General features: G+C 71.7%; 18 protein-coding genes. 12 read left to right on the top strand and 6 right to left on the bottom strand.

What is annotated here, in order from left to right; translation table 11 throughout:
* The first annotated feature begins 8 nt into the window (after nucleotides 1-8).
* The 7 genes from LHJ74_RS11820 (at nucleotide 9) to LHJ74_RS11790 (ending at nucleotide 9421) form a co-directional block, all read left to right on the top strand.
* The gene (locus LHJ74_RS11820; protein ID WP_260217912.1) at nucleotides 9-3119 is read left to right on the top strand and encodes an alpha-mannosidase; all 3111 of its coding nucleotides are present in this window, start codon (nucleotides 9-11) and stop codon (nucleotides 3117-3119) included.
* Between the two features lie 61 nt (nucleotides 3120-3180).
* Nucleotides 3181-4230 (top strand): 3-oxoacyl-ACP synthase III family protein, encoded by a 1050-nt coding sequence (locus LHJ74_RS11815; RefSeq protein WP_260217911.1) that lies wholly within the window; start codon nucleotides 3181-3183, stop codon nucleotides 4228-4230.
* Entirely contained in the window at nucleotides 4227-4967 is a 741-nt protein-coding gene (locus LHJ74_RS11810; RefSeq protein WP_260217910.1) for a glycosyltransferase family 2 protein, read from the top strand. The genes LHJ74_RS11815 and LHJ74_RS11810 overlap by 4 nt, the downstream gene beginning before the upstream one ends.
* On the top strand, nucleotides 4967-6478 hold the full coding sequence (locus LHJ74_RS11805) for a class I adenylate-forming enzyme family protein (RefSeq protein ID WP_260217909.1): 1512 nt from the start codon (nucleotides 4967-4969) through the stop codon (nucleotides 6476-6478). The genes LHJ74_RS11810 and LHJ74_RS11805 overlap by 1 nt, the downstream gene beginning before the upstream one ends.
* A complete protein-coding gene (locus tag LHJ74_RS11800; protein WP_260217908.1) occupies nucleotides 6475-7245 on the top strand; it encodes a glycosyltransferase family A protein in 771 nt (256 codons plus the stop codon). Before LHJ74_RS11805 ends, LHJ74_RS11800 begins: the two co-directional genes overlap by 4 nt.
* Nucleotides 7242-8357, top strand: coding sequence for a cytochrome P450 family protein (locus LHJ74_RS11795; protein WP_260217907.1), 1116 nt, complete (start codon nucleotides 7242-7244; stop codon nucleotides 8355-8357). Before LHJ74_RS11800 ends, LHJ74_RS11795 begins: the two co-directional genes overlap by 4 nt.
* A gap of 20 nt (nucleotides 8358-8377) precedes the next feature.
* Nucleotides 8378-9421, top strand: a complete 1044-nt coding sequence (locus LHJ74_RS11790; protein ID WP_311203285.1) for an NAD-dependent epimerase/dehydratase family protein — start codon at nucleotides 8378-8380, stop codon at nucleotides 9419-9421.
* 44 nt (nucleotides 9422-9465) lie between these two features.
* On the opposite strand, the gene LHJ74_RS11785 is transcribed toward LHJ74_RS11790, so the two are convergent.
* Both LHJ74_RS11785 and LHJ74_RS11780 read right to left on the bottom strand, forming a co-directional pair.
* Nucleotides 9466-10878, bottom strand: a complete 1413-nt coding sequence (locus tag LHJ74_RS11785; protein WP_260217906.1) for a sensor histidine kinase — start codon at nucleotides 10876-10878, stop codon at nucleotides 9466-9468.
* 21 nt (nucleotides 10879-10899) lie between these two features.
* Nucleotides 10900-11631: a response regulator transcription factor gene (locus LHJ74_RS11780; protein WP_260217905.1), complete on the bottom strand. Its 732-nt coding sequence runs from the start codon at nucleotides 11629-11631 to the stop codon at nucleotides 10900-10902.
* Nucleotides 11632-11968: 337 nt separating this feature from the next.
* On the opposite strand from LHJ74_RS11780, the gene LHJ74_RS11775 reads away from it, so the two are divergent.
* The 5 genes from LHJ74_RS11775 to LHJ74_RS11755 all read left to right on the top strand — a co-directional run bounded on the left by LHJ74_RS11775 (nucleotide 11969) and on the right by LHJ74_RS11755 (nucleotide 17065).
* A complete protein-coding gene (locus LHJ74_RS11775) occupies nucleotides 11969-12754 on the top strand; it encodes an amino acid ABC transporter ATP-binding protein (RefSeq protein WP_260217904.1) in 786 nt (261 codons plus the stop codon).
* Between the two features lie 55 nt (nucleotides 12755-12809).
* Nucleotides 12810-13643 (top strand): glutamate ABC transporter substrate-binding protein, encoded by an 834-nt coding sequence (locus tag LHJ74_RS11770; protein ID WP_260217903.1) that lies wholly within the window; start codon nucleotides 12810-12812, stop codon nucleotides 13641-13643.
* Nucleotides 13644-13731: 88 nt separating this feature from the next.
* Nucleotides 13732-14400, top strand: coding sequence for an amino acid ABC transporter permease (locus tag LHJ74_RS11765; RefSeq protein WP_260217902.1), 669 nt, complete (start codon nucleotides 13732-13734; stop codon nucleotides 14398-14400).
* Nucleotides 14397-15293 (top strand): amino acid ABC transporter permease, encoded by an 897-nt coding sequence (locus tag LHJ74_RS11760; RefSeq protein WP_260217901.1) that lies wholly within the window; start codon nucleotides 14397-14399, stop codon nucleotides 15291-15293. The genes LHJ74_RS11765 and LHJ74_RS11760 overlap by 4 nt, the downstream gene beginning before the upstream one ends.
* 149 nt (nucleotides 15294-15442) lie before the next feature.
* Nucleotides 15443-17065, top strand: a complete 1623-nt coding sequence (locus LHJ74_RS11755; RefSeq protein WP_260217900.1) for an FAD-dependent monooxygenase — start codon at nucleotides 15443-15445, stop codon at nucleotides 17063-17065.
* Between the two features lie 163 nt (nucleotides 17066-17228).
* On the opposite strand, the gene recX is transcribed toward LHJ74_RS11755, so the two are convergent.
* From recX to LHJ74_RS11735, 4 genes are all read right to left on the bottom strand, one after another.
* Entirely contained in the window at nucleotides 17229-17846 is a 618-nt protein-coding gene (gene recX / locus LHJ74_RS11750) for a recombination regulator RecX (RefSeq protein WP_260217899.1), read from the bottom strand.
* Between the two features lie 3 nt (nucleotides 17847-17849).
* The gene (gene recA / locus LHJ74_RS11745; protein ID WP_311203284.1) at nucleotides 17850-19106 is read right to left on the bottom strand and encodes a recombinase RecA; all 1257 of its coding nucleotides are present in this window, start codon (nucleotides 19104-19106) and stop codon (nucleotides 17850-17852) included.
* A 176-nt stretch (nucleotides 19107-19282) separates the two neighbouring features.
* Entirely contained in the window at nucleotides 19283-20473 is a 1191-nt protein-coding gene (locus tag LHJ74_RS11740; RefSeq protein WP_260217898.1) for an AI-2E family transporter, read from the bottom strand.
* Nucleotides 20474-20516: 43 nt separating this feature from the next.
* Nucleotides 20517-20711, bottom strand: coding sequence for a DUF3046 domain-containing protein (locus LHJ74_RS11735; protein ID WP_260217897.1), 195 nt, complete (start codon nucleotides 20709-20711; stop codon nucleotides 20517-20519).
* Between the last annotated feature and the right edge of the window lie 13 nt (nucleotides 20712-20724).

Below are 20724 nucleotides of genomic sequence, written 5' to 3'. Positions count from 1 at the left end.
CCGCCGAAATGCACGACGACCGCAGCATTGTCGAAGCCCGACTGCGCCGCGTCCTGGACGAGCGGGTGCGGCCCGCCGTCTACAGCTCCCCGCTGCCACTGACCGTCCAGCGCTGGGACGCTCCCGGTGAGCCGGTGCCCGTCGGTGAGGGGATCGCCGCGCCGTACGGGCCCGCGGCGGCCGGGGAGGAGTGGGGCCCCGCGTGGGGGACCACCTGGTTCAGGGTCACCGGGCGGGTGCCGGAGCAGTGGGCAGGCCGGACCGTGGAGGCGGTTCTCGATCTGGGGTTCGAGCTCGACATGCCCGGCTTCCAGTGCGAGGGGCTGGTCCACCGGGCGGACGGCGGGGTGGTGAAGGCGCTCAACCCGCGCAACACGTGGGTGCCGGTCGGCCGTCCCGCCGCCGGGGGCGAGCCGGTGGAGCTGTACATCGAGGCGTCCGCCAACCCGGTGCTCAACCACCCGCAGACGCCAACCGCCGAGGGCGACCGGCTCACCTCGGGCAACCGCCCCCTGTACCGGCTGCGCCGGATGGACCTCGCCGTCTTCGAGACCGAGGTCTGGGAGCTGGTCCAGGACCTGGAGGTGACCGGCGGACTGATGCGTGAACTGCCGCTGGAGGACGCACGCCGCTGGGAGCTGCTGCGGGCGGTGGAACGGGCGCTGGACGCGGTCGATCTGACCGATGTGCCCGGTTCGGCCGCCGGCGCCCGCGCCCGCCTGTGCGGGGTGCTGTCCACCCCCGCGCGCCCCTCCGCGCACCGGATCAGCGCCGTGGGCCACGCCCATATCGACTCGGCCTGGCTGTGGCCGCTGCGCGAGACCGTACGGAAGGTCGCCCGTACCACCGCCAACATGGTCGGCCTCATGGACGACCACCCGGAGTTCGTCTTCGCCATGTCGCAGGCGCAGCAGTTCGCCTGGCTCAAGGAGCACCGGCCCGAGCTGTACGAGCGGGTGAAGCGGAAGGTTGCCGGCGGGCAGTTCGTGCCGGTGGGCGGTATGTGGGTGGAGTCGGACACCAACATGGTCGGTGGCGAGGCCATGGCCCGGCAGTTCCTGTACGGCAAGAAGTTCTTCCTGGAGGAGTTCGGCATCGACACCGGTGAGGTGTGGCTGCCGGACTCCTTCGGCTACACCGCCGCCATGCCGCAGATCGTCCAACTCGCGGGCGCCAACTGGTTCCTCACCCAGAAGATCTCCTGGAGCCAGACGAACAGGTTTCCGCACCACACCTTCTGGTGGGAGGGCATCGACGGCACCCGGGTCTTCACGCACTTCCCGCCCGTCGACACCTACAACGCGACGCTGAGCGGCCGGCAACTGGCCCACGCCGCCCGCAACTACCGGGAGAAGGGCGGCGGCTCCCGTTCCCTGGCGCCCTTCGGTCACGGAGACGGGGGCGGCGGGTCGACCCGCGAAATGCTGGCACGGGCGAAGCGGCTGCGGGACTTGGAGGGCTCGCCCCGCGTGACGGTGGAGAGGCCGGCCGCCTTCTTCGAGAAGGCGCACGCGGAGTACCCGGACGCGCCGGTGTGGGCGGGTGAGCTCTATCTGGAGCTGCACCGGGGCACGTACACCTCGCAGGCGAAGACCAAGCAGGGCAACCGGCACAGCGAGTCGCTGCTGCGGGAGGCGGAGCTGTGGGCGGCCACCGCGACGCTGCGCCGGGCGGATCAGCCCGCCCCGTACGCCTATCCGTACGAGCGGCTGGAGCGGCTCTGGAAGACGGTGCTGCTGCACCAGTTCCACGACATCCTGCCCGGCTCCTCGATCGCCTGGGTGCACCGCGAGGCGCGGGAGACGTACGCCCGGGTGCGCGAGGAGCTGGAGGAGGTCATCGGCTCCGCTCAGCGCGCGCTGGCGGGCGGAAGTGCCGAAGGCGGCGGCGTGGACATGGTGTTCAACGGCGCACCGCACGCCCGCGGCGGTGTTCCCGCGCACGGTGCCGGCCCCCGGACCCGTACGGGCGATCCCGTCAGCGTGGCGGAGCGGGAGGGCGGCGGCTGGGTGCTGGACAACGGTCTGCTGCGGGTGGGGATCGACGCGCGGGGTCTCGTGCTGTCCGCCTACGACATCGGCGGCGGGCGCGAGGCCATCGCGCCGGAGCAGGCCGCCAACCTTCTCCAGGTGCACCCGGACTTCCCGAACATGTGGGACGCCTGGGACATCGACGCCTTCTACCGCCGCAGCGTGACCGACCTGACCAGCACCGACGAGGTGACGCTCACCGAGCGGGCCGAGAACGCCGCCACGGTGCGGGCGACCCGCAGCTTCGGCAGGTCGACCGTCGTGCAGTCGCTGACACTGCGGGCGGGCGCACAGGCGCTGGACATCGTCACCGAGGTGGACTGGCGGGAGTCGGAGAAGCTCCTCAAGGCGGCTTTTCCGCTGGATGTGAAGGCGGAACGGTCGGCGGCCGAAACGCAGTTCGGGCACGTGTTCCGGCCCACGCACACCAACACCTCGTGGGACGCGGCGAAGTTCGAGATCTGCGCGCATCGCTGGATCCATGCCGAGGAGCCCGGCTGGGGCGTGGCCGTCGTCAACGACTCGACCTACGGGCACGACGTCACCCGCGACATCCGCGAGGACGGCGGCCAGACCACCACGATCCGGCTCTCCCTGCTGCGCGCCCCGCGCTACCCGGACCCGGAGACCGACCAGGGGCGCCACCGGCTGCGCTACGCGCTGGTGCCCGGTGCCACGGTGGGCGACGCGGTGCGGGAGGGCCACTGGATCAATCTGCCGGAGCGTACGGTGCGGGGCGGCGGCGCGCCGGTCGCGCCGCTGGTCTCGGTCAGCGGGGACCAGGTGGTGGTGGAGGCGGTCAAGCTGGCGGAGGACCGGAGCGGCGATGTGGTCGTACGCCTCTACGAGTCGCACGGCGGCCGGGCCCGTACGACGGTGACGGCGGGATTCCCGCTGGAGTCGGCGGCCGTGACGGACCTGCTGGAGCGTCCGCTGACGGAAGCCGGGACGGCACCCAAGTCCGCCGTGGTGCACGGCCCCTCTGCGGACGGCGCGCTGGAGATCCTGCTCCGCCCCTTCCAGATCCTCACCCTTCGGCTCACCCCCGCGGGCATCCGTACGGAGGCGGATCGGCACCCGGCCGGCTGAGCGGGCCGACTGAGTAGGTGTACTCATGCCGTCGCCGGTGTGCGGCGGCGATGCTGCCCGCATGACGCTTCAGAGTCGAACACAGGTACAGGCGATCCATTCCGGGTTCGCACCGGCACGGGCCGGGATCACCTCCGTCGGCACCCGGCTGCCCGGACAGTCGCATACCTCCGGCGAGCTGTGCCGGCGCATCGCCGGCAACACCGGCCTGCCGCTCCCCCACGACATCCTGGAGAGGGCGACCGGCATCCGTACCCGCAGGATCGCCGCCGACAGCGAGTACGCCTCCACACTCGCGGCGGACGCCGCCCGCGAGGCGCTGGCCACCGCCGGACTCGACGTTCTCGACATCGACCTGCTGCTGTTCGCCTCGGCCACCCGCGATGTCGCGGAACCGGCGACGGCGCACATCGTGCAGGAGGCACTGGGCTCCCGCGCACACTGCCTGGACGTCACCAACGCCTGCAACAGCTTCGTCAACGGCATCGACCTGGCGCGGGCGATGATCCTGGCGGGCCGGACCCGCCGCGCCCTCGTGGTGACCGGTGAGACCCCGTCACGGGCGACGAACCTCATGCCGGACGGCATCCGGCAGTTCCGGGAGGGATTCGCGGGCTACACCTTCGGCGACGCCGGCGCGGCGGTCGTCGTCGAAGCCGTCGGACGCGGCGGCATCCTCGACATCGACACCGAGACCCAGTCGGAGCACTGGCGGGTGGGCGGCATCTCCGGCGGCGGCTCGCGGAATCCACGCGGCGACGAGCACACCTACTTCCACGGCGACGGACACGAACTGCGCGCCGTCTTCGAGAAGGTCGGCACCGCGATACTCGACCGCGTCCGGCACCGGACGGGGCTGGAATGGGCCGACTTCACCCACGTACTCGTCCACCAGGTGACGGTGCCCTACCTGGAGCGCTTCGCCGAGGTCACCGGGGTACCCAGGGACAAACTGGTGCTCACCGTCGACGAGCTGGGCAATGTCGCGAGCGCGTCGCTGGGGATACAGCTGCACCGCGTGCGGCCGGAGCTGGAGCCGGGCGACCGGCTGCTGTTCGTCGGGCTCGGCGGAGGCGTCAGCATGATGACGATGGTCTGGGAGCAGTCGTGAACCAGCTGTGGGTCGTCATACCCGCCTACCAGGAAGCGGACCGGATCGGCGCCACCCTGGACGCCCTCGCCGCGCAGCAGGACCTCGACTTCACCCTCCTCGTCGTCGACAACGCCTCCACGGACGGCACCGCCGCGGTGGTACGCGCCTTCGCGGCCCGCGCCCCGTTCCCCGTACGGGTGCTGACGGAAGACGACAAGGGCGTGGGCTGCGCCGTCGACTCCGGGTTCCGCTGCGCGATCGGGCACGGTGCCACGCTCCTCGCCCGTACCGACGCGGACTGCCTGCCCCGGCCCGGGTGGACGGCTGCCGCCAGAGCAACGCTGGAGGCGGGCGCGGACATGGTGTGCGGGCACCTCGAAGCCCGCCACGACGAGCACGGGCCACTGGGCCGCGCCGGGTTCCGCGCCCTGGTGCGCGCCGCGGGCGCCTTCGGCCGTATCCGCCCCGCGCACCGGCGGCGGCACGGCTACCTGGCGCCCTACCGGATGCACGCGGGCAACAACATGGCGATCAGCGCCCCCGTCTATCTCGCGGCCGGCGGCATGCCCCGGCGCCCCTCCCCCACCGACCGGGCCTTCCTCAACCGGGTGCGACGGCACACCGCCGCCATCGCCCGGTGCCGCGACATGGTGGTGGAGAACTCCACCCGGCGGCTGCGTACGTACGGCCTGGTCCGGACCGCCCGCTGGTATCTCGACAAGGGCAGCGGCCGACTCGTGGAGGACCCTCGCTGATGCTCAACCGACTCCCTCACACGCTGCGCGCGAACGCCCACCGGCCCGCCGTGCTGACCACCCGCCGCGACGGGACCGTACGGGTGGCCGCCACCTGCGGCGAACTCGCCGCCCTCGCCGACACGTACGCCGCCGCGCTGCACCATCGCGGCCTCGCCGCCGGGGACACCGTCGGGCTCGCGGTACGGCCTGGCCCCCGCGCGCTGGCGGTGCTGCTCGCGGTGCACCGGCTGGGGCTGTGCGCCGCGGTGCTCGACCCGGCGGCGGGCCCCGACGTACTGCGCGCCCGGCTGGCGCTGGCCCGCCCAGCGCTGGTGCTGGCCGACGCGACAGCGCAGGCCGTGGCGGGCTGGGCGCGACCGCTGGCGCGGCGGGCCCGGCTCGCACTGCCCGAACTGGCCGGGCTGGGGCCGGTGGCGACACTGGGACGGCGACTGCCCGGCTGTGCCCCCGCCCTGGCCGCGGGCCCCACCGGCGCGCCGCTGCCCGCCGGGCCGGAGGCGGACGGTGACGCCGTCATCGTCTTCACCTCCGGCACCACCGCGAAGCCGCGCGCCGTGGTGCACTCCCGCTCCTCGCTCGCCGCCGGGATGGACGCCGTCTCGGATCTTGTCCGGCCACGTGCCGGCACCCCCGTCCTCGGGGGCACCTTCTTCGTACTGGTGCCCTCCCTCGCGGCCGGGGCGCCGGTGGCACTCCCGGCCCGTACGCCGCGGACCCTAGCCCGGCAACTGCGTCGGCTCGCCCCGCAGGCCACCTATCTGACACCGCCGCAACTGCGCGGCGCGCTGGCGGAGTCGGCACGCTTCACCGGACGGGTGTGGACCGGCTCCGCGCCCGCGAGCACCGGGCTGCTGACACGGGTGCGGGAGGCGGGCGCGGCGGAGGCGTGGGGGGTGTACGCGCTGACCGAGCTGTTCCCGGCGGCAGCGGTGGAGCAGGCGGAGAAGGCCGCGTACGAGGGGGCCGGCGATCTGGTGGGCACGCCCCTGCCCGGCGTGACGGCGCAGACGGACGGCGCAGACGTGGGCGGTGGCGGTGGCAGTGGCAGTGGCGGCGAACTGCTGCTGTCCGGGCCCGCCGCCCGGCACCGCTATCTCGGTGAGGAGCCCGACCCCTGGATACGCACGGGCGACCGCGGCCGTCTCGACGGCGGGCGGATCGTCCTGGCGGGACGGTGCAAGGACATGGTGCTGCGTGGGGCCGAGAACATCTATCCGGGCCTGTACGAGCCCTCCCTGGAGGTCCCCGGGGTCGAACTGGCGCTGCTGGTCGGGGTGGCGGACGCGGACGGCGACGAGCGCCTCGTCGCCGTCGTGCAGCCTCGGGCGGGCAGCGGCCCGAAGGCGGTTCGGGCGGCCCTGGCCGGTCCGCTGGGCCGGATGGGCGACGCCCGGCCGGACGTGGTGCTGCTGGGCGAAATACCGCTGGCGGGGCGGTCGCGCAAGCCCGACCGGGCCGCCGCCTGCCGCTGGGCCGCCGCCCGGCTCTCGACGGGAGGGAAGAGATGAGTGAGGCGCGGCAGGCGGAGACCGGCGTCGTGGTGCCCGCGTACAACGAACAGTCGCTGATCGGTGGCACGCTCGCCGCGCTCGCCGCACAGACCGACACCCGCTTCACCCTGGTCGTGGTGGAGAACGCGTGCACCGACGGGACCGCCGCCACGGTGCGCGCCTTCGCCCGCACCGCACCGTTCCCCGTACACCTGGTCAGCGAACCGGAACGGGGCGCCGGGACCGCCGCCGACACCGGTTTCCGGCACGCCATCGCCCTCGGCGCGGAGCGCCTCCTGCGCACCGACGCCGACTGCCTGCCCGCGCCGGACTGGGTGGCCACCGGCAAGGCCGAACTGGCCGCCGGCGCCGAGATGGTCTGCGGGCGCAGCGTGCCCCGCCGCGACGAGCGACCCACCCGGGCCGAGCGGCTGCTGCCGGTGGTGACGCGGCTGACCGCGGTGTACGGGCGCTTCCGCAGGGCGCACCGGGATGCGCGCTACCGCACCCCCTACGTGCTCTGTCACGGCCACAACCTCGCTCTGACAAGTGCGCTCTATGTCCGCTGCGGGGGCGCGCCCAGGGTGCCGCTGCGGGCGGGCTCCGAGGACGTCACGCTGCTCAACAGGGCGCGGGAGCACAGCGACCGGATCGTGCGCGCCGAGCATCTACTGGTGCACCACAGCCTGCGCCGAGTGCGCGCGTGGGGTGCCCGCCGCACCCTGCTGTGGCACTGGGACCGGCGGTACCTGCCCCGGCACGACGACGAAGCGCACGTCCGGTGAGCCGCGCCCGGCGTCGTGACCGGCGCGTGTATCTGCGCAGCCATCCCGTGCTGTTCGCTCTGCTCGCCGCCACCCGGCGCATCCCGGTGCTGCGCGTCGGCCGCACCGTGCTGGTGCACGGCACCGACGCGTACCGGGAGGCGCTGACCCGGCTCCCGCTGGACCGTACGGCGCCGGGGACCACGGGCGGGGCCGCCCGGCGGATCTCCTCCGGGGGCGAGCTGCTGTTCGACCAGGAGGGCGGTGCGCACCGCGCCGCTCGCCGGGCACTCGCCGAAAGCCTGGGGGCGGCCGGGGTGGAACGGCTGCGTCCGGTGTGGCGCGCCGTCCTCGCGCGGCGGCTGGCACCGCTCGCGCGGGGGGAGCACGTCGATCTCAGCACGCTCACGCGGGAACTGGCGGGCGCCACCACCTGTGCTCTGCTGCGCTGTCCGGCCGATCCGCTGGAGTTGGCGGAGGCGGCAGCGCAGGCCGCGGCGGCCGCCGTACGCGACCATCTGCCCGTACCCCTGCCTGGCGGACGCCGCCGGGCGGCGGCCGCGGGTGCGGCCGCCGCCCGGCTGGAAGCCCTGGTACGGGGCGGGCCGGACACGGCACAGCGCGCCATGCTCGCCGCGGCGGCCGTCAACACCACCGTCGCCGCGCTGCCCAGGGCAGCCGCCCTGTGCGCCGACGACGGGCTGTGGACTCAGGCCTCCTCGGGGCGGACGCGCCCGGCACTCGTGACCGAGCTGCTGCGGGTCACCGCCGCCTCGCCGCTGCTGCCCCGTACGGCGGCGTCCGACGGTGCGGTGGGCGGTTACCCGGTACGCGCGGGAGACCGTCTGCTGCTGGTCGCCCGTCATGCCGCCGAGGCACACCGCCGGGCCCCGGACGCGGGATGCCCGGCGGGGGCCGCCACCGCACAGCTCGTGTTCGGTGCGGGGTCGCACGCCTGTCCGGGCGCCCCGCTGGCCAGAGCGCAGCTGGACGACACCCTCGCGGCGCTGGCACCGCACCGGCCGGTGGTGGTGCGCGCCCGCGCGGACGGCGCCGCCGCGCTGCCCGGCTGGCGGACGCTCGTCGTCCGTGCCGGGACGTCCGCAGACGGCGCAGCGGGCGCGGCGTGGTGAGCGCAGAGGGGAGCGGGCCGGTGAGTGGGCCGGTGAGCGGGCCGGTGAGCGGGCTGGGCGGGGCACCGGCGGACGCCTCGTTCGTGCCGCCCGACCTGGCAGGGGTGCGGATCGCGGTGACCGGGGCGAGCGGCTTCTGCGGCACCCACATCGCCGTCGCCGCTGCCGCCGCCGGGGCCGAGGTGGTGTGCCTGGGACGGCGTCCGGGACCGGTCGGGCGGCAGCTGCGCTGGGACGCGGCCCGTACGGTGCCCGCACTCGGTGCGGCTGATCTGGTGGTGCACTGCGCGGCGGCCGTGGGCGACCCGGTGGGCGCCGCGGCGGAGGCCGCGATGCGGGCAGTCAACGTCGACGGCACCGCCCGGCTGCTGGAGGCCGCTGGGGGACGGCCTCTCGTATGGATCAGCAGCGCCAGCGTGTACGACCCCCGCGTGGACCGCCGTACGGTGCGCGAGGGGCATCCGGTTGCCGGTCAGCTGAACGCGTACGGCCGCACGAAGGCGGCGGGCGAGCGTCTCGCCCTGGCGGCCGGTGCGGTGGTGCTCCGGCCCCGCGCCGTGTACGGGCCGGGCGACCCGCATCTCGTCCCCCGGCTCCTCGCCCGGGTCCGGGCCGGTGCGCTGCTGCTGCCGGGCCCGGACGTGGAACTGAGCCTCACCGCCGTGGAGAACCTCACGGACGCCGCGCTGGCCGCCGGCGGCTGGCCCGCGGGGGCGTACAACATCGCGGACGGTAGCCCGTACCGGCGGGACAGCGCCGTGCGCGCCGTCCTGCGCGCCCATGGCAGCCGAGCCCGTGTGGGGCATCTGCCGCGCCCGTTCGCCATGGCGGCGGCCCGGGCGGCGGAGGCGTACGCACGGCGCGGCGCTTGGGGCGGCGGAAGGGGTGAGCCCGCCCTCAGCCGCTACGCCGTGGACCAGCTGGCTCATCCCGTGGTCCTGGACGTGTCGAAGGCGCGGGCCCGGGGCTGGGTGCCGCGCCGGACGCTGGCGGCCCATCTGGCCACGCTGGCGGGCGGGGCGGCATCGGAGGGGGCACAGACGGCACGGGACGCACATCACTGACGGGGCGCACCACGACAGCGCACGACAGAACACGCGATGCCCGGCTACCGCGTCCCGTCCGTCGCCGGTGCCACCGGTTCGCCGCGCGGCAGCGTCAGCGTGGCCCGTAGCCCGTGCGGCTCGTTCGGGGCGAAGGCGACAGCCGCCCCGCCTGCGGCCAGCAGGGCCCGGGTGATCGACAGGCCGAGCCCCGACCCGGACACGTTCTGATGACGGCTGCTACGCCAGAAGCGGTCGCCGACACGGGACAGTTCGTCCTCGGTCAGGCCCGGGCCCCCGTCGGCCACCTCGACCGTCACCCGTTCGCCCGCAGCAGCCACGGTGACGGTGACTGCTTCACCCGAAGGTGTGAACTTGACTGCGTTGTCGACGACCGCGTCCAGTGCACTGGAGAGTGCAATCGGGTCGGCCCAGCCAGTCACGGCCGTCGGCCCGGCGCATCCCAGCGCCACTCCCTCCCGCTCGGCGACCGGGCCCCAGGCCGCGACCCGCTCGGCCGCCAGCGCCGCGACATCCGTGAGCCGCAGATCGGCCGCGCTGTGCTCCGCCAGTGCGAGATCCAGCAGATCGTCGAGCACCTGGGCGAGCCGCTTGCCCTCCGCCCGTACGGAGGCGACCTCCGTGTTGCCCTCCGGAAGTTCGAGCCCGAGCAGCTCTATCCGCAGCAGCAGCGCGGAGAGCGGGTTGCGCAGCTGGTGGGAGGCGTCGGCGACGAAGGCCCGCTGCTGTTCCAGTACTTCCTGGACGTTGTCGGCCATCTCATTGAACGAGTGTGCGAGCCGCTGGAGCTCCGGCGGCCCTCCTGACGCCGCGACCCGGGACTTGAGCTGGCCGGTGGCGATCTCGTGGGTGGCCCGGTCCAGGACACGTACCGGCCGCAGCACCCAGCGGGTCAACAGCAGCGCCGCCGCGACCGCGAGGAGCATGGCGGCCGCCTCGCCCGCGGCAAGCGGCAGCCAGCCCTGCAGGATCCGGGAGCGCAGTGCGCCGGTGGGCGAGTCGGTGAAGACGACGGCCGCCACATCGCCGTCCCGGATCACCGGCGAGGCGACGACGATCCGCCCCTGCTGCCACGGCCACACCTGCTCCGGATCATGGCTGCGCCGTCCGGCCAGCGCCTCCTGGAACGTCTTCTCGCCCGCCTCCGAGGGCGGCACCCGCCAGCCGCCGGGGGCGACGGCCATCGCCTGCCCGTCGCGGTAGAAGACCCCGGCACGGATCCCGTACAGGTCGTGGTAGCGCTGCAGCTCCCGGCGCAGCGTGCTGAGGCGTTCGCCGGGTTCGTTGCGTGCCGTCACGAACTGGGCGAGCGAGGCGAAGCGCGCCGTGTCGTCGATCCGGTCCACCACGAGGCGTTGCTGTTCGGCGGCGGCGAGGCTGGCGGCGAGCGGGAATCCGAGCGCGAGCAGGACCCCGGCGAACAGCAGGATCAGCAGCGGAAGAAGACGGGAGCGCATGTCGGTGGATCCGTGCCGCGGCTACGCGGCCGGCGCGACGAGGCGGTAGCCGACGCCGCGTACGGTCTCGATGAGCGCGGTCAGCCCGAGCTTGGAGCGGAGCGAGGCCACGTGCACCTCGAGAGTGCGGCCGGTGCCCTCCCAGCTCGTGCGCCAGACCTCGCTGATGATCTGTTCCCGCCGGAAGACGACGCCCGGCCGCTGCGCGAGCAGGGCGAGCAGGTCGAACTCCTTGCGGGTCAGCGCGACGGCCCGGCCGTCCACCGACACCTGGCGGGTGGACAGCTCGATGGCGAGGGTGCCCAGCCGCAGGTCGCCCACCGTCCCCTGCCCGGTCCGCTGCCCCGTCCGCCGGCCGCCCTCCTCCGCCGGGTGCTCCTCGGCGCCGCTGCGCCGGCTCACCGCATGGATGCGGGCGAGCAGCTCCCCGGTGTCGTACGGCTTGACAACGTAGTCGTCGGCGCCCAGGTGGAGCCCGTGAATCCGCGACCGCACGTCTGCTCGCGCCGTCACCATGATGACCGGAATCGCGCTCATCCTGCGGATGCGCCCGCAGATCTCGAAACCGTCCTGGCCCGGCAGCCCCAGATCGAGCAGCACCACGCCGAACGGCGGTCGGCCGTCCCCCGGCAGCAGCCGCTGCAGCGCGGTCTCGCCGTCGGGGGCGTGCACGACGGCGAAGCCGTGACGGGCGAGTACCGCCGAGAGCGCCGCGGCAACCCGTTCGTCATCCTCGACCAGCAGCAGCCTCATGCGGAGCCCTCCCTTCCAGCCTTCCGGATCCGCTCTGAGCTGTGTACGGTCCAGTTCCTGCGTACGTTTCGACTTCCCGATCACACGGGCCGGCCCGTGTGGACGGGCCGACTCTGCATCCACGCGGATCGGCGCAGGCCGAGTCAAGGCCTCGTGGTCACCGACCGGTTTCCGTTATGCAGCCGGTACGCCTCCGACATGCCACCCTGAGTCCACTTCACCGAGTGTGCCGGGCCGCGACCGGATCGTTATGCTCAATTTCCCCTCAGATGTAATGACGCTGGTGGCGACGGCTCACTAAGGTCCTCGCAACCGACGAGGACGGAGCTACAGGCCGATGAGCAAAGTATCGGTGACCAAGGACGCCGGACCGCCGGAATCGGCACCGAGCGGCCTGGTCGTCCTGGACAACGTCAACAAGCACTTCGGCGCGCTGCATGTGCTTCAGGACATCGACCTGACCATCGCGCGCGGAGAGGTTGTCGTCGTGATCGGACCTTCCGGGTCCGGTAAGTCCACGCTGTGCCGCACGATCAACCGGCTGGAGCCGATCGACTCCGGATACATCGCCATCGACGGCAAGCCCCTGCCCGCGGAGGGCAGGGAGCTGGCCGAGCTGCGCGCCGATGTCGGCATGGTGTTCCAGGCCTTCAATCTCTTCGCGCACAAGACGGTGCTGGAGAACGTGACGCTGGGCCAGCTGAAGGTCCGCAAGACCGAGAAGCAGGAGGCGATCGCGAACGCGCGCAAACTGCTCGACCGTGTCGGTGTCGCCAACCAGGCTGACAAGTATCCGGCGCAGCTCTCGGGCGGCCAGCAGCAGCGGGTGGCGATCGCCCGCGCACTGGCCATGGACCCCAAGGTAATGCTGTTCGACGAGCCGACCTCGGCGCTCGACCCCGAGATGATCAACGAGGTCCTCGAGGTGATGCAGCAGCTGGCACGGGACGGCATGACGATGGTCGTCGTCACCCACGAGATGGGGTTCGCCCGCTCGGCCGCTAACCGGGTGGTCTTCATGGCAGACGGCCGCATTGCCGAAGAAGCTACCCCTGATCAGTTCTTCAGCAATCCCCGCAGCGACCGTGCGAAGGACTTCCTGTCGAAGATCCTGCACCACTGAGCCCGGTTCAACGGACCACGTACCACGTACCACATCGATCGTAGGGATGCGCATCATGAACCTCCGCAAGGCCAGCATGTCGGCAGCCGCCGCTCTCGCCCTCGCTCTCACCGCCACCGCCTGTGGTGGTGACAGCGACAGCGGCAGTGACGGCGACAGTCTCACCATCGGCATCAAGTTCGACCAGCCGGGACTGGGCCTGAAGACCCCCGACGGCAAGTACGAGGGCTTCGACGTCGATGTCGCCACCTACATCGCCAAGGAAATGGGCGTGAAGGCGGGAGACATCACCTGGAAGGAAGCTCCCAGCGCCGACCGCGAGAACCTGATCTCCAACGGGGACGTCGACTTCATCGCGGCCACCTACTCCATCACGCCGGAGCGCAAGGAGAAGGTCAGCTTCGCCGGTCCGTACCTGATGGCGCACCAGGACCTGCTCGTCCGCAAGGACGACGACAGCGTCGGCAGCGAGAAGGCACTCCGCGACAGCAAGCTGAAGCTGTGTTCGGTCACCGGCTCCACCTCGGCGCAGAACGTCAAGAAGGACGTCGCCCCGAAGGCGGACCTGCTGGAGTACGGCGGCTACTCAGAGTGCCTCACCGGCCTGGAGAACAAGGCCGTTGACGCCCTGACCACCGACGACTCCATTCTGGCCGGCTATGCCGCGCAGAAGGCCCATCAGGGCAAGTTCAAGCTCGCCGGTCTCAGCCTGAGCGACGAGCCCTACGGCGTCGGCATCAAGAAGGGCGACACCAAGCTCCAGAAGCAGATCAACGACGCCATCACCAAGATGGTCGACGACGGCTCCTGGAAGAAGGCGGCCGACAAGCACTTCGGGCCCGCCAACTACGAGTACGACGACGCTCCGAAGATCACCGAGACCAGCTGACGGCTGCCGACCGCAGATGGCAGGGTGGTGCGCCGCCTGAATCAGGCGGCGCGCCACGCCATCCGACGAAGCGAGAGCGCGGGAGAGCGTGTTCGACTTTCTTGATCAGTACGACTTGTGGGACGCCTTCTGGGTGACGATCAAGCTCACCATCTATTCCGGAATTGGTTCTTTGATCTGGGGCACGGTCCTGGCCGCCATGCGGGTCAGTCCGGTTCCGGTGATGCGTGCCTTCGGCACCACCTACATCAACACCGTGCGGAACACCCCACTGACGGTCATCATGGTGGCCACTTCACTGGGGCTCTTCCAGACCATGCAGATCGAGCTGGGCGGCGGAGACTCGTCGGAGACCGGCTTCAGACTGGCGGTCCTGGCCCTGATCGCCTATCACGCGTGCTTCGTCTGCGAGTCGCTGCGCTCGGGGATCAACACGGTGCCGGTCGGACAGGCCGAGGCGGCGCGGGCGCTGGGGCTGAGCTTCTTCCAGGTACTCACCCTGATCGTCCTGCCGCAGGCGTTCCGTTCGGTGGTCGCGCCACTGGCGAACGTGCTGATCGCGCTGACCAAGAACACCACCGTGGCGGCTGCCATCGGGGTGACCGAGGCGGCGGCACTGATGTCGACCATGGTCGAGAATGAGAGCGACGTCATCCTCCTCGTCTTCGCGGTGTTCGCCTTCGGCTTCATCTGCCTCACCCTCCCGGTCGGGCTGCTGCTCGGCTGGGTGAGCAAGCGCGTGGCGGTGAAGCGATGAGCGACCTCTCTGTTCTCTACGACGCGCCAGGACCACGTGCGAGGGCCCGCAACTGGCTCTACACCGTCCTCTTCTTCGCCCTCCTCGCGCTCGTCCTGTGGTGGGTGCTGTCCGCCATGGCGGACAAGGACCAGCTGACCGCGGACAAGTGGCGTCCGTTCGTCGACGACTCCCGGGTGTGGACGACCTATCTGCTTCCCGGACTGCTCGAAACGCTGAAGGCCGCGGCGCTGTCCATCGGCATAGCGCTGCCGCTGGGTGCGGTGCTCGGTATCGGGCGCCTCTCCGAGCACCGCTGGGTGCGGATACCGGCCGGTGTGGTCGTGGAGTTCTTCCGCTCCATCCCGGTACTGCTGATGATGGTCTTCGCCAATCAGATATACGCGCAGAGCACCGACATCGAACCCGAGATCCGTCCGCTGTACGCCGTGGTGACCGGGCTCGTGCTCTACAACGCCTCCGTCATCGCGGAGATCGTCCGCTCCGGCATCCTGTCGCTGCCGCTGGGCCAGTCCGACGCGGCCAAGGCCATCGGTATGCGCAAGTGGCAGGTCATGTGCTTCGTGCTGCTGCCGCAGGCGGTCACGGCGATGCTGCCGGCTCTGGTGAGCCAGCTGGTGGTGATCGTGAAGGACACCGCGCTGGGCGGGGCGATGCTCGGCTTCGGTGAACTCCTCAACCAGCACCGGGAGATCACCGCGAACTACGGGGCGAACACCATCGCCACCTTCACGGTGATCGCAGTGATCTTCATCCTGCTGAACCTGCTCCTCACCACGTTCGCCAGCTGGCTGGAGGGCTATATCCGGCGCGGCAAGAAGACGACCGGAGCGGTCGTCCACACCGGGGCCACCGACGACATGGGGTTCGACGAGCCGCTCGGCAAGCACTGAGCGGCACGCGTAGCACGCTGCCCGTCCCCCCGTCGCTTGACGGGGGGACGGGCAGTGGGTTGCATACGATCTGTGATCGTGTACCAGGTTCCCTCCACACCAACTCCCAGCTCTCGTACGAACCATGAGAACTGCGAGGTCCCCCTGCCGTGGACCCGGTGATCATCGTCGGTGCGGGTCCCGTCGGCCTGGCACTGGCACTGGGGCTGGCACGCCACTTGGTCCCCTCCGTCGTGCTGGACTCCGGAGACGGCGCGGTCGTGCCGCGGGCGGCGCGCACCTGTGTACTGCGCCCCGAAACGGCGGCGCTGCTGCCGCCGATGGAAGGCGCGCGGTGGCACGGCTGGCGCACGCAGCGGCGGCACCAACTGCTCCAGCGGGTGGAGCTGGACGACGAGACCTCGCCGTTCCATGTCACGCAGCACGAGCTGGCCCGCGGGCTGCGCGCCGCGCTGGCCGACGAGAAGCTCGTACGCCTCATCCCCCACAGCCACCTGGACGAACTGGAGCAGGACCCAGGCGGCGTCAGCGCGCACACACGCGGCACCAAGGGCACCTGGTGGCGGGGCAGCTATCTGGTGGGCTGCGACGGCGCGCGGTCGACGGTGCGCAAACTGCTCAAGATCCGCTTCGCCGGGCGCACCGCGGTGGAACGGCACGCCGTCGCCACCCTGCGCACCCGGCTGCCGTGGCCTGATGACGCCCTGCTGCACCGCGATCCGGGCGGGCGGGGAGCGGGAGAGGTGACGGCACGTCCACTGCCGCACGGGGCCTGGCGGCTGGACTGGCTGCTGCCTCCGCGCGGCGAGCAGGTCACGCCCGAGCAACTGCGCGAACGCGTGCACGCCACGCTGAAGGGCTGGTACCAGGCCGGCGGCGACGGCTCCGCGCCGCCCTCGTACGAAATCCTCGACACCGGAGTGCACCTCACCCATCAGCGGCTCGCGCGGCACTGGCGGCGGGGGCGCGCCTTCCTGGCGGGCGACGCCGCTCATCTGGTCGGCGCGCTGGGGCTCCAGTCGGCCGACGAAGGGCTGCAGGACGCGGCCAACCTCGCCTGGAAGCTGTCGCTCGCCTGGCATCACGGTCACGAGACCGCCGCCGGGACGCTGCTGGACAGTTACGAGGCGGAACGGCGCACGGCGCTCGGCACGCGGCTGCGCGCCGTCGACCAGGCGATGCCGCTGGTGCGGCGTGGCGGCGGGGTGCGCTCGCTGCTGCCGGGCGGCGGGGCGCGGGCCCCGCTGGTGCTGCTGACGGACGGGCACCTGGGCCGGGGGCTGTTGGGAGCACCGCCCGCGTATGTGCGCTCGCCACTGGCACCGGCACGCGGCGAAGTGGTGACGGCGCCGGTCGGTACGGCTCCCGGAGCTGCCGTGCATGACGTGGCCGTGATCGCGCTGGACGGGGCCCGCTGCCGGCTGCGTGAGCGACTGGGCGGGATCGGCGGTGAACTCCTGGTGCTGCTGATCGCGCCCGGCACAGGGGTCTGGGACAGCCGCCACTGGCTGTCGGCCGGGCTCATGCCGACACTCGCGGCAGCCGTGGAGACGCTGCCGCTCCGCACCGAGTTGCTGGTCGCCGAGGGCTACCCCGGAGCGGCCGCCCATACCGTGCTGGTGATCCGGCCGGACGGCCGTCTGGTGGCTTCCCTGCCCGGTCTCCGGCCCAAGGAGCTGCGGCTGTGCGCGGAGAGCGTGCTCGGCAGAGGGGTACGGCAGCAGGGCCAGGACCCACCCAGCCGGTCCGCCCGCCAGACGCCCCGGAGCTGACGCGGGCCAGGGCCTGTCCGGTGGATCTTCTCGGGCCCCGTGACGCCCGGCATGATCCAAACGACAGGGCCTGAGGGCTGTCCCGTAGTCCCTGGTGGATCAGCGCGCGGCGTCAGATGCGGTGCTTCGCAAGGCGGAGGGGCGTCCTCTTACGGGACAGCCCTTAGTCGTCGGGCAGATGGTGCTCCAGCAGTTCCGGATCCTCGCCTTCCTCCGCCAGCGCCTGCCGGACCACCCGCAGGGCGAGCCCCTCGGCATACCCCTTGCGGGCCAGCATTCCGGCCAGCCGCCGGATCCGCTTGTCCCGGTCGAGCCCCCTGGTCGTGCGCAGCTTGCGCTCCACCAGGGCGCGGGCAGTCTCCGCTTCCTGCTCGGCGTCGAGCTGCCCGACCGCATTGTCGATGATGGAGGGCTCCACGCCTTTGGTGCGCAGCTCGCGGGCGAGCGCGCGACGGGCGAGGCCCCGGCTGTGGTGCCGGGACTCCACCCAGGCTCCGGCGAAGGCGACGTCGTCAATCAGCCCGACGTCCTGGAAACGGGCCAGCACCTCCTCGGCGACGTCCGGTGGTATCTCCCGCTTGCTGAGCGCGTCCGCGAGCTGCTGCCGGGTACGCGGGGTCCCGGTGAGCAGTCGCAGACAGATCGAGCGAGCCCGCTCGGCCGGGTCCTGCGGCTGGCGCGGTGGTCCCGCCTCGGCCCTCGACGGGGCGGGACCACCGCTGTCTACGCGCTGCTGGCCGGACGGGCCATCCGCGTCCGGCCAGTCACTGCGGCGGGTCATCCGCTAGCTCTTGGCGGCGGTGGCCCTGGCGGTCTTGGCTTTCGCCGCCGGCGCGGGCACCGTCTTCGCGTCCGGCGTCTTCGCCTCCGGCGCCTTGACCTCCGGCGTCTTGGCGTCCGCCGCCTTCGGGTCCGGCTTCACCTCGGGAGCCTTCACGCCCGCAGTCTTCGCCTCCGAGGTCTTCGGGTCTCCTGCCTTCGGGTCCCCCGCCTTCGGCTTCGCTCCGCCGGCCCCGTCCGCGCCGGGCTCGGCATCCGCCGCCTGCATTCCGCCGATCCCCAGCTTCTCCTTGATCTTCCGCTCGATCTCGTTGGCGAGATCCGGATTGTCGCGGAGGAAGTTGCGGGAGTTCTCCTTGCCCTGCCCCAGCTGATCGCCCTCGTACGTGTACCAGGCGCCGGACTTGCGGACGAAACCGTGCTCCACGCCCATGTCGATCAGACCACCCTCACGGCTGATGCCGCGGCCGTAGAGAATGTCGAACTCGGCCTGCTTGAAGGGCGGCGCGACCTTGTTCTTGACGACCTTGACGCGGGTGCGGTTGCCGACCGCCTCCGTGCCGTCCTTGAGGGTCTCGATCCGGCGGATGTCCAACCGCACCGAGGCGTAGAACTTCAGCGCCTTGCCACCGGTGGTGGTCTCCGGCGAGCCGAACATCACTCCGATCTTCTCGCGGAGCTGGTTGATGAAGATCGCGGTGGTCTTGGAGTGATTGAGCGCCCCCGCGATCTTCCGCAGCGCCTGGCTCATCAGCCGGGCCTGCAGACCGACATGGGAGTCGCCCATCTCACCCTCGATCTCCGCGCGCGGCACCAGGGCGGCGACGGAGTCGATGACGATCAAGTCCAGGGCACCGGAGCGGACCAGCATGTCGACGATCTCGAGCGCCTGCTCGCCGCTGTCCGGCTGGGAGAGGATCAGGGAATCCACGTCGACGCCGAGATTCTTCGCGTACTCGGGGTCGAGCGCGTGCTCGGCGTCCACGAAGGCGACGGTGCCGCCCCGCCGCTGTGCGTTGGCCACCGCGTGCAGCGTGAGGGTCGTCTTACCGGAGGACTCCGGCCCGAACACCTCCACCACACGGCCGCGCGGAAGGCCGCCGACACCGAGCGCCACATCGAGCGCGGTCGAGCCCGTGGGGATCACCTCGATGGGCTCGTTCGGCCGTTCGCCGAGCCGCATCACGGCGCCCTTGCCGAATTGCCGTTCAATCTGGGCGAGAGCGGCGTCGAGTGCCTTCTCGCGGTCGTTTCCTGCCATGGGTGCCACCCGGTTACTTGCTTGAGTCGATCGCTTCACGTCCATGACGCTAGCGCCTGCCACTGACAATCGGCCCGGACTTCATCCGCAGCGCCCCGGCTCCCCCATAAGAATGGCTGTTCGATTTTTATGTCAAGCCGCCCGCGCCAGCTGTGGACAAGCCAAGAACGCCCAGCTCAGGAACGCCTCCAGGGCCACCGCACCCGCCGTGACCGGCGCGGCTGCCCTTGGACCCGCGGGTCGGTCACGTCGTACCGCCTCACATACGCGCCGAGAAACGCCTGCAGCGTCGCCGTCGCCGGAACCGCGATCAGCGCGCCGGGCACCCCCATCAGCGCGGTGCCCGCGACCACCGAGCCGAAGGCGACCGCCGGATGGATGTCCACCGTCCTCGCGGTGATCCGCGGCTGCAGCAGGTAGTTCTCGAACTGCTGGTAGAGCACCACGAAGCAGAGCACCCACAGCGCCGACCACGGGTCCTGGGCGAAAGCGAGCAGCATCGGCAGTGCGCCCGCCAGGTAGGTGCCGACCGTCGGGACGAACTGGGAGACCACTCCCACCCAGAGCGCCAGCGCGGGCGCGTACGGCACCCCCAGCACCTCGAGGAAGACGAAGTGGGAAAGGCCGGAGACAAGAGCCATCACCCCGCGCGAATAGAGGTAACCGCCGGTCTTGAGCACGGCGATCTCCCAGGCACGCAGCACCTCGGCCTGCCGGGCCGGCGGCAGCACGGAGCACAGCGCACGGCGCAACCGGGGTCCGTCGGCGGTGAGGTAGAAGGCGAAGAGCAGGATGGTGAGCAGCTGGAAGACCCCGCCCAGCACGGTGGCGGACAGGCCCCAGACGTTGCCCGCGTTCTCCTGCAGATACTTCCTCACCCAGTCGGAGTGCAGCACCCCGTCCTGAAGTCGGCCCGCGCTCAGCTCGGTGTCGAAGTTCCTGTTGATCCAGTCCACCACGTCGTCCACATAGGACGGCAGGTTCTCGATGATGCGGGTGATCTGGTCGGCAAGCACCGACCCGAGCGCGGCGAGGAAGCCGACGACCGCCGCCAGCACACCGAGGAAGACCAGCCCGGTGGCGGGCCCGCGCCGCAGCCCGCGGACCGCCAGCCAGTCGACGGCGGGTTCCATCGCGAGGGCCAGGAAGAACGCGATCAGTACGTTCAGCAGAAGCGCCGTCAGCTGGCCGAAGGCCCAGCCCGCCAGCCTGAAACATCCCAGCAGCACGAAGGCGAGCACCATCGCCCGAGGCAGCCAGGGCGGCATTCCGCCGCCCCCCGCGGCGCCCCTCCCGGTGGCCCGCTCCGGTGGCGGGAGGGAACGGCCCCGGCCACCCGCCTCCGGCTCCTCTGCTGTCGGCGACACATGCGAAATTGTGACGCATAGCGGCAAAAGGGATGGGAACGGCTCACCTCTTGTCGGCCGGGACCTCCACCGCGGCACACACCTCGCGCCAGACGTCCCCCGCCGCCCAACCGGCGTCCAGCGCCTCCCGCACCGTATGGCCGCCGAGCCCGGACATCACATGGTCGCGGGCGAACGAGTCGGCGTAACCCTCGCCGAAGTGATCCGCCATCCGCTGCCAGAAATCCGTCAACCGCATGTGCCCCAGTATC

The organism is Streptomyces gossypii (genome assembly GCF_025165795.1).
GTDB lineage: Bacteria > Actinomycetota > Actinomycetes > Streptomycetales > Streptomycetaceae > Streptomyces > Streptomyces gossypii.
The sequence above is the reverse complement of the archived record's forward strand: the minus strand, read 5'-3'. Positions and strand labels throughout refer to the sequence as shown.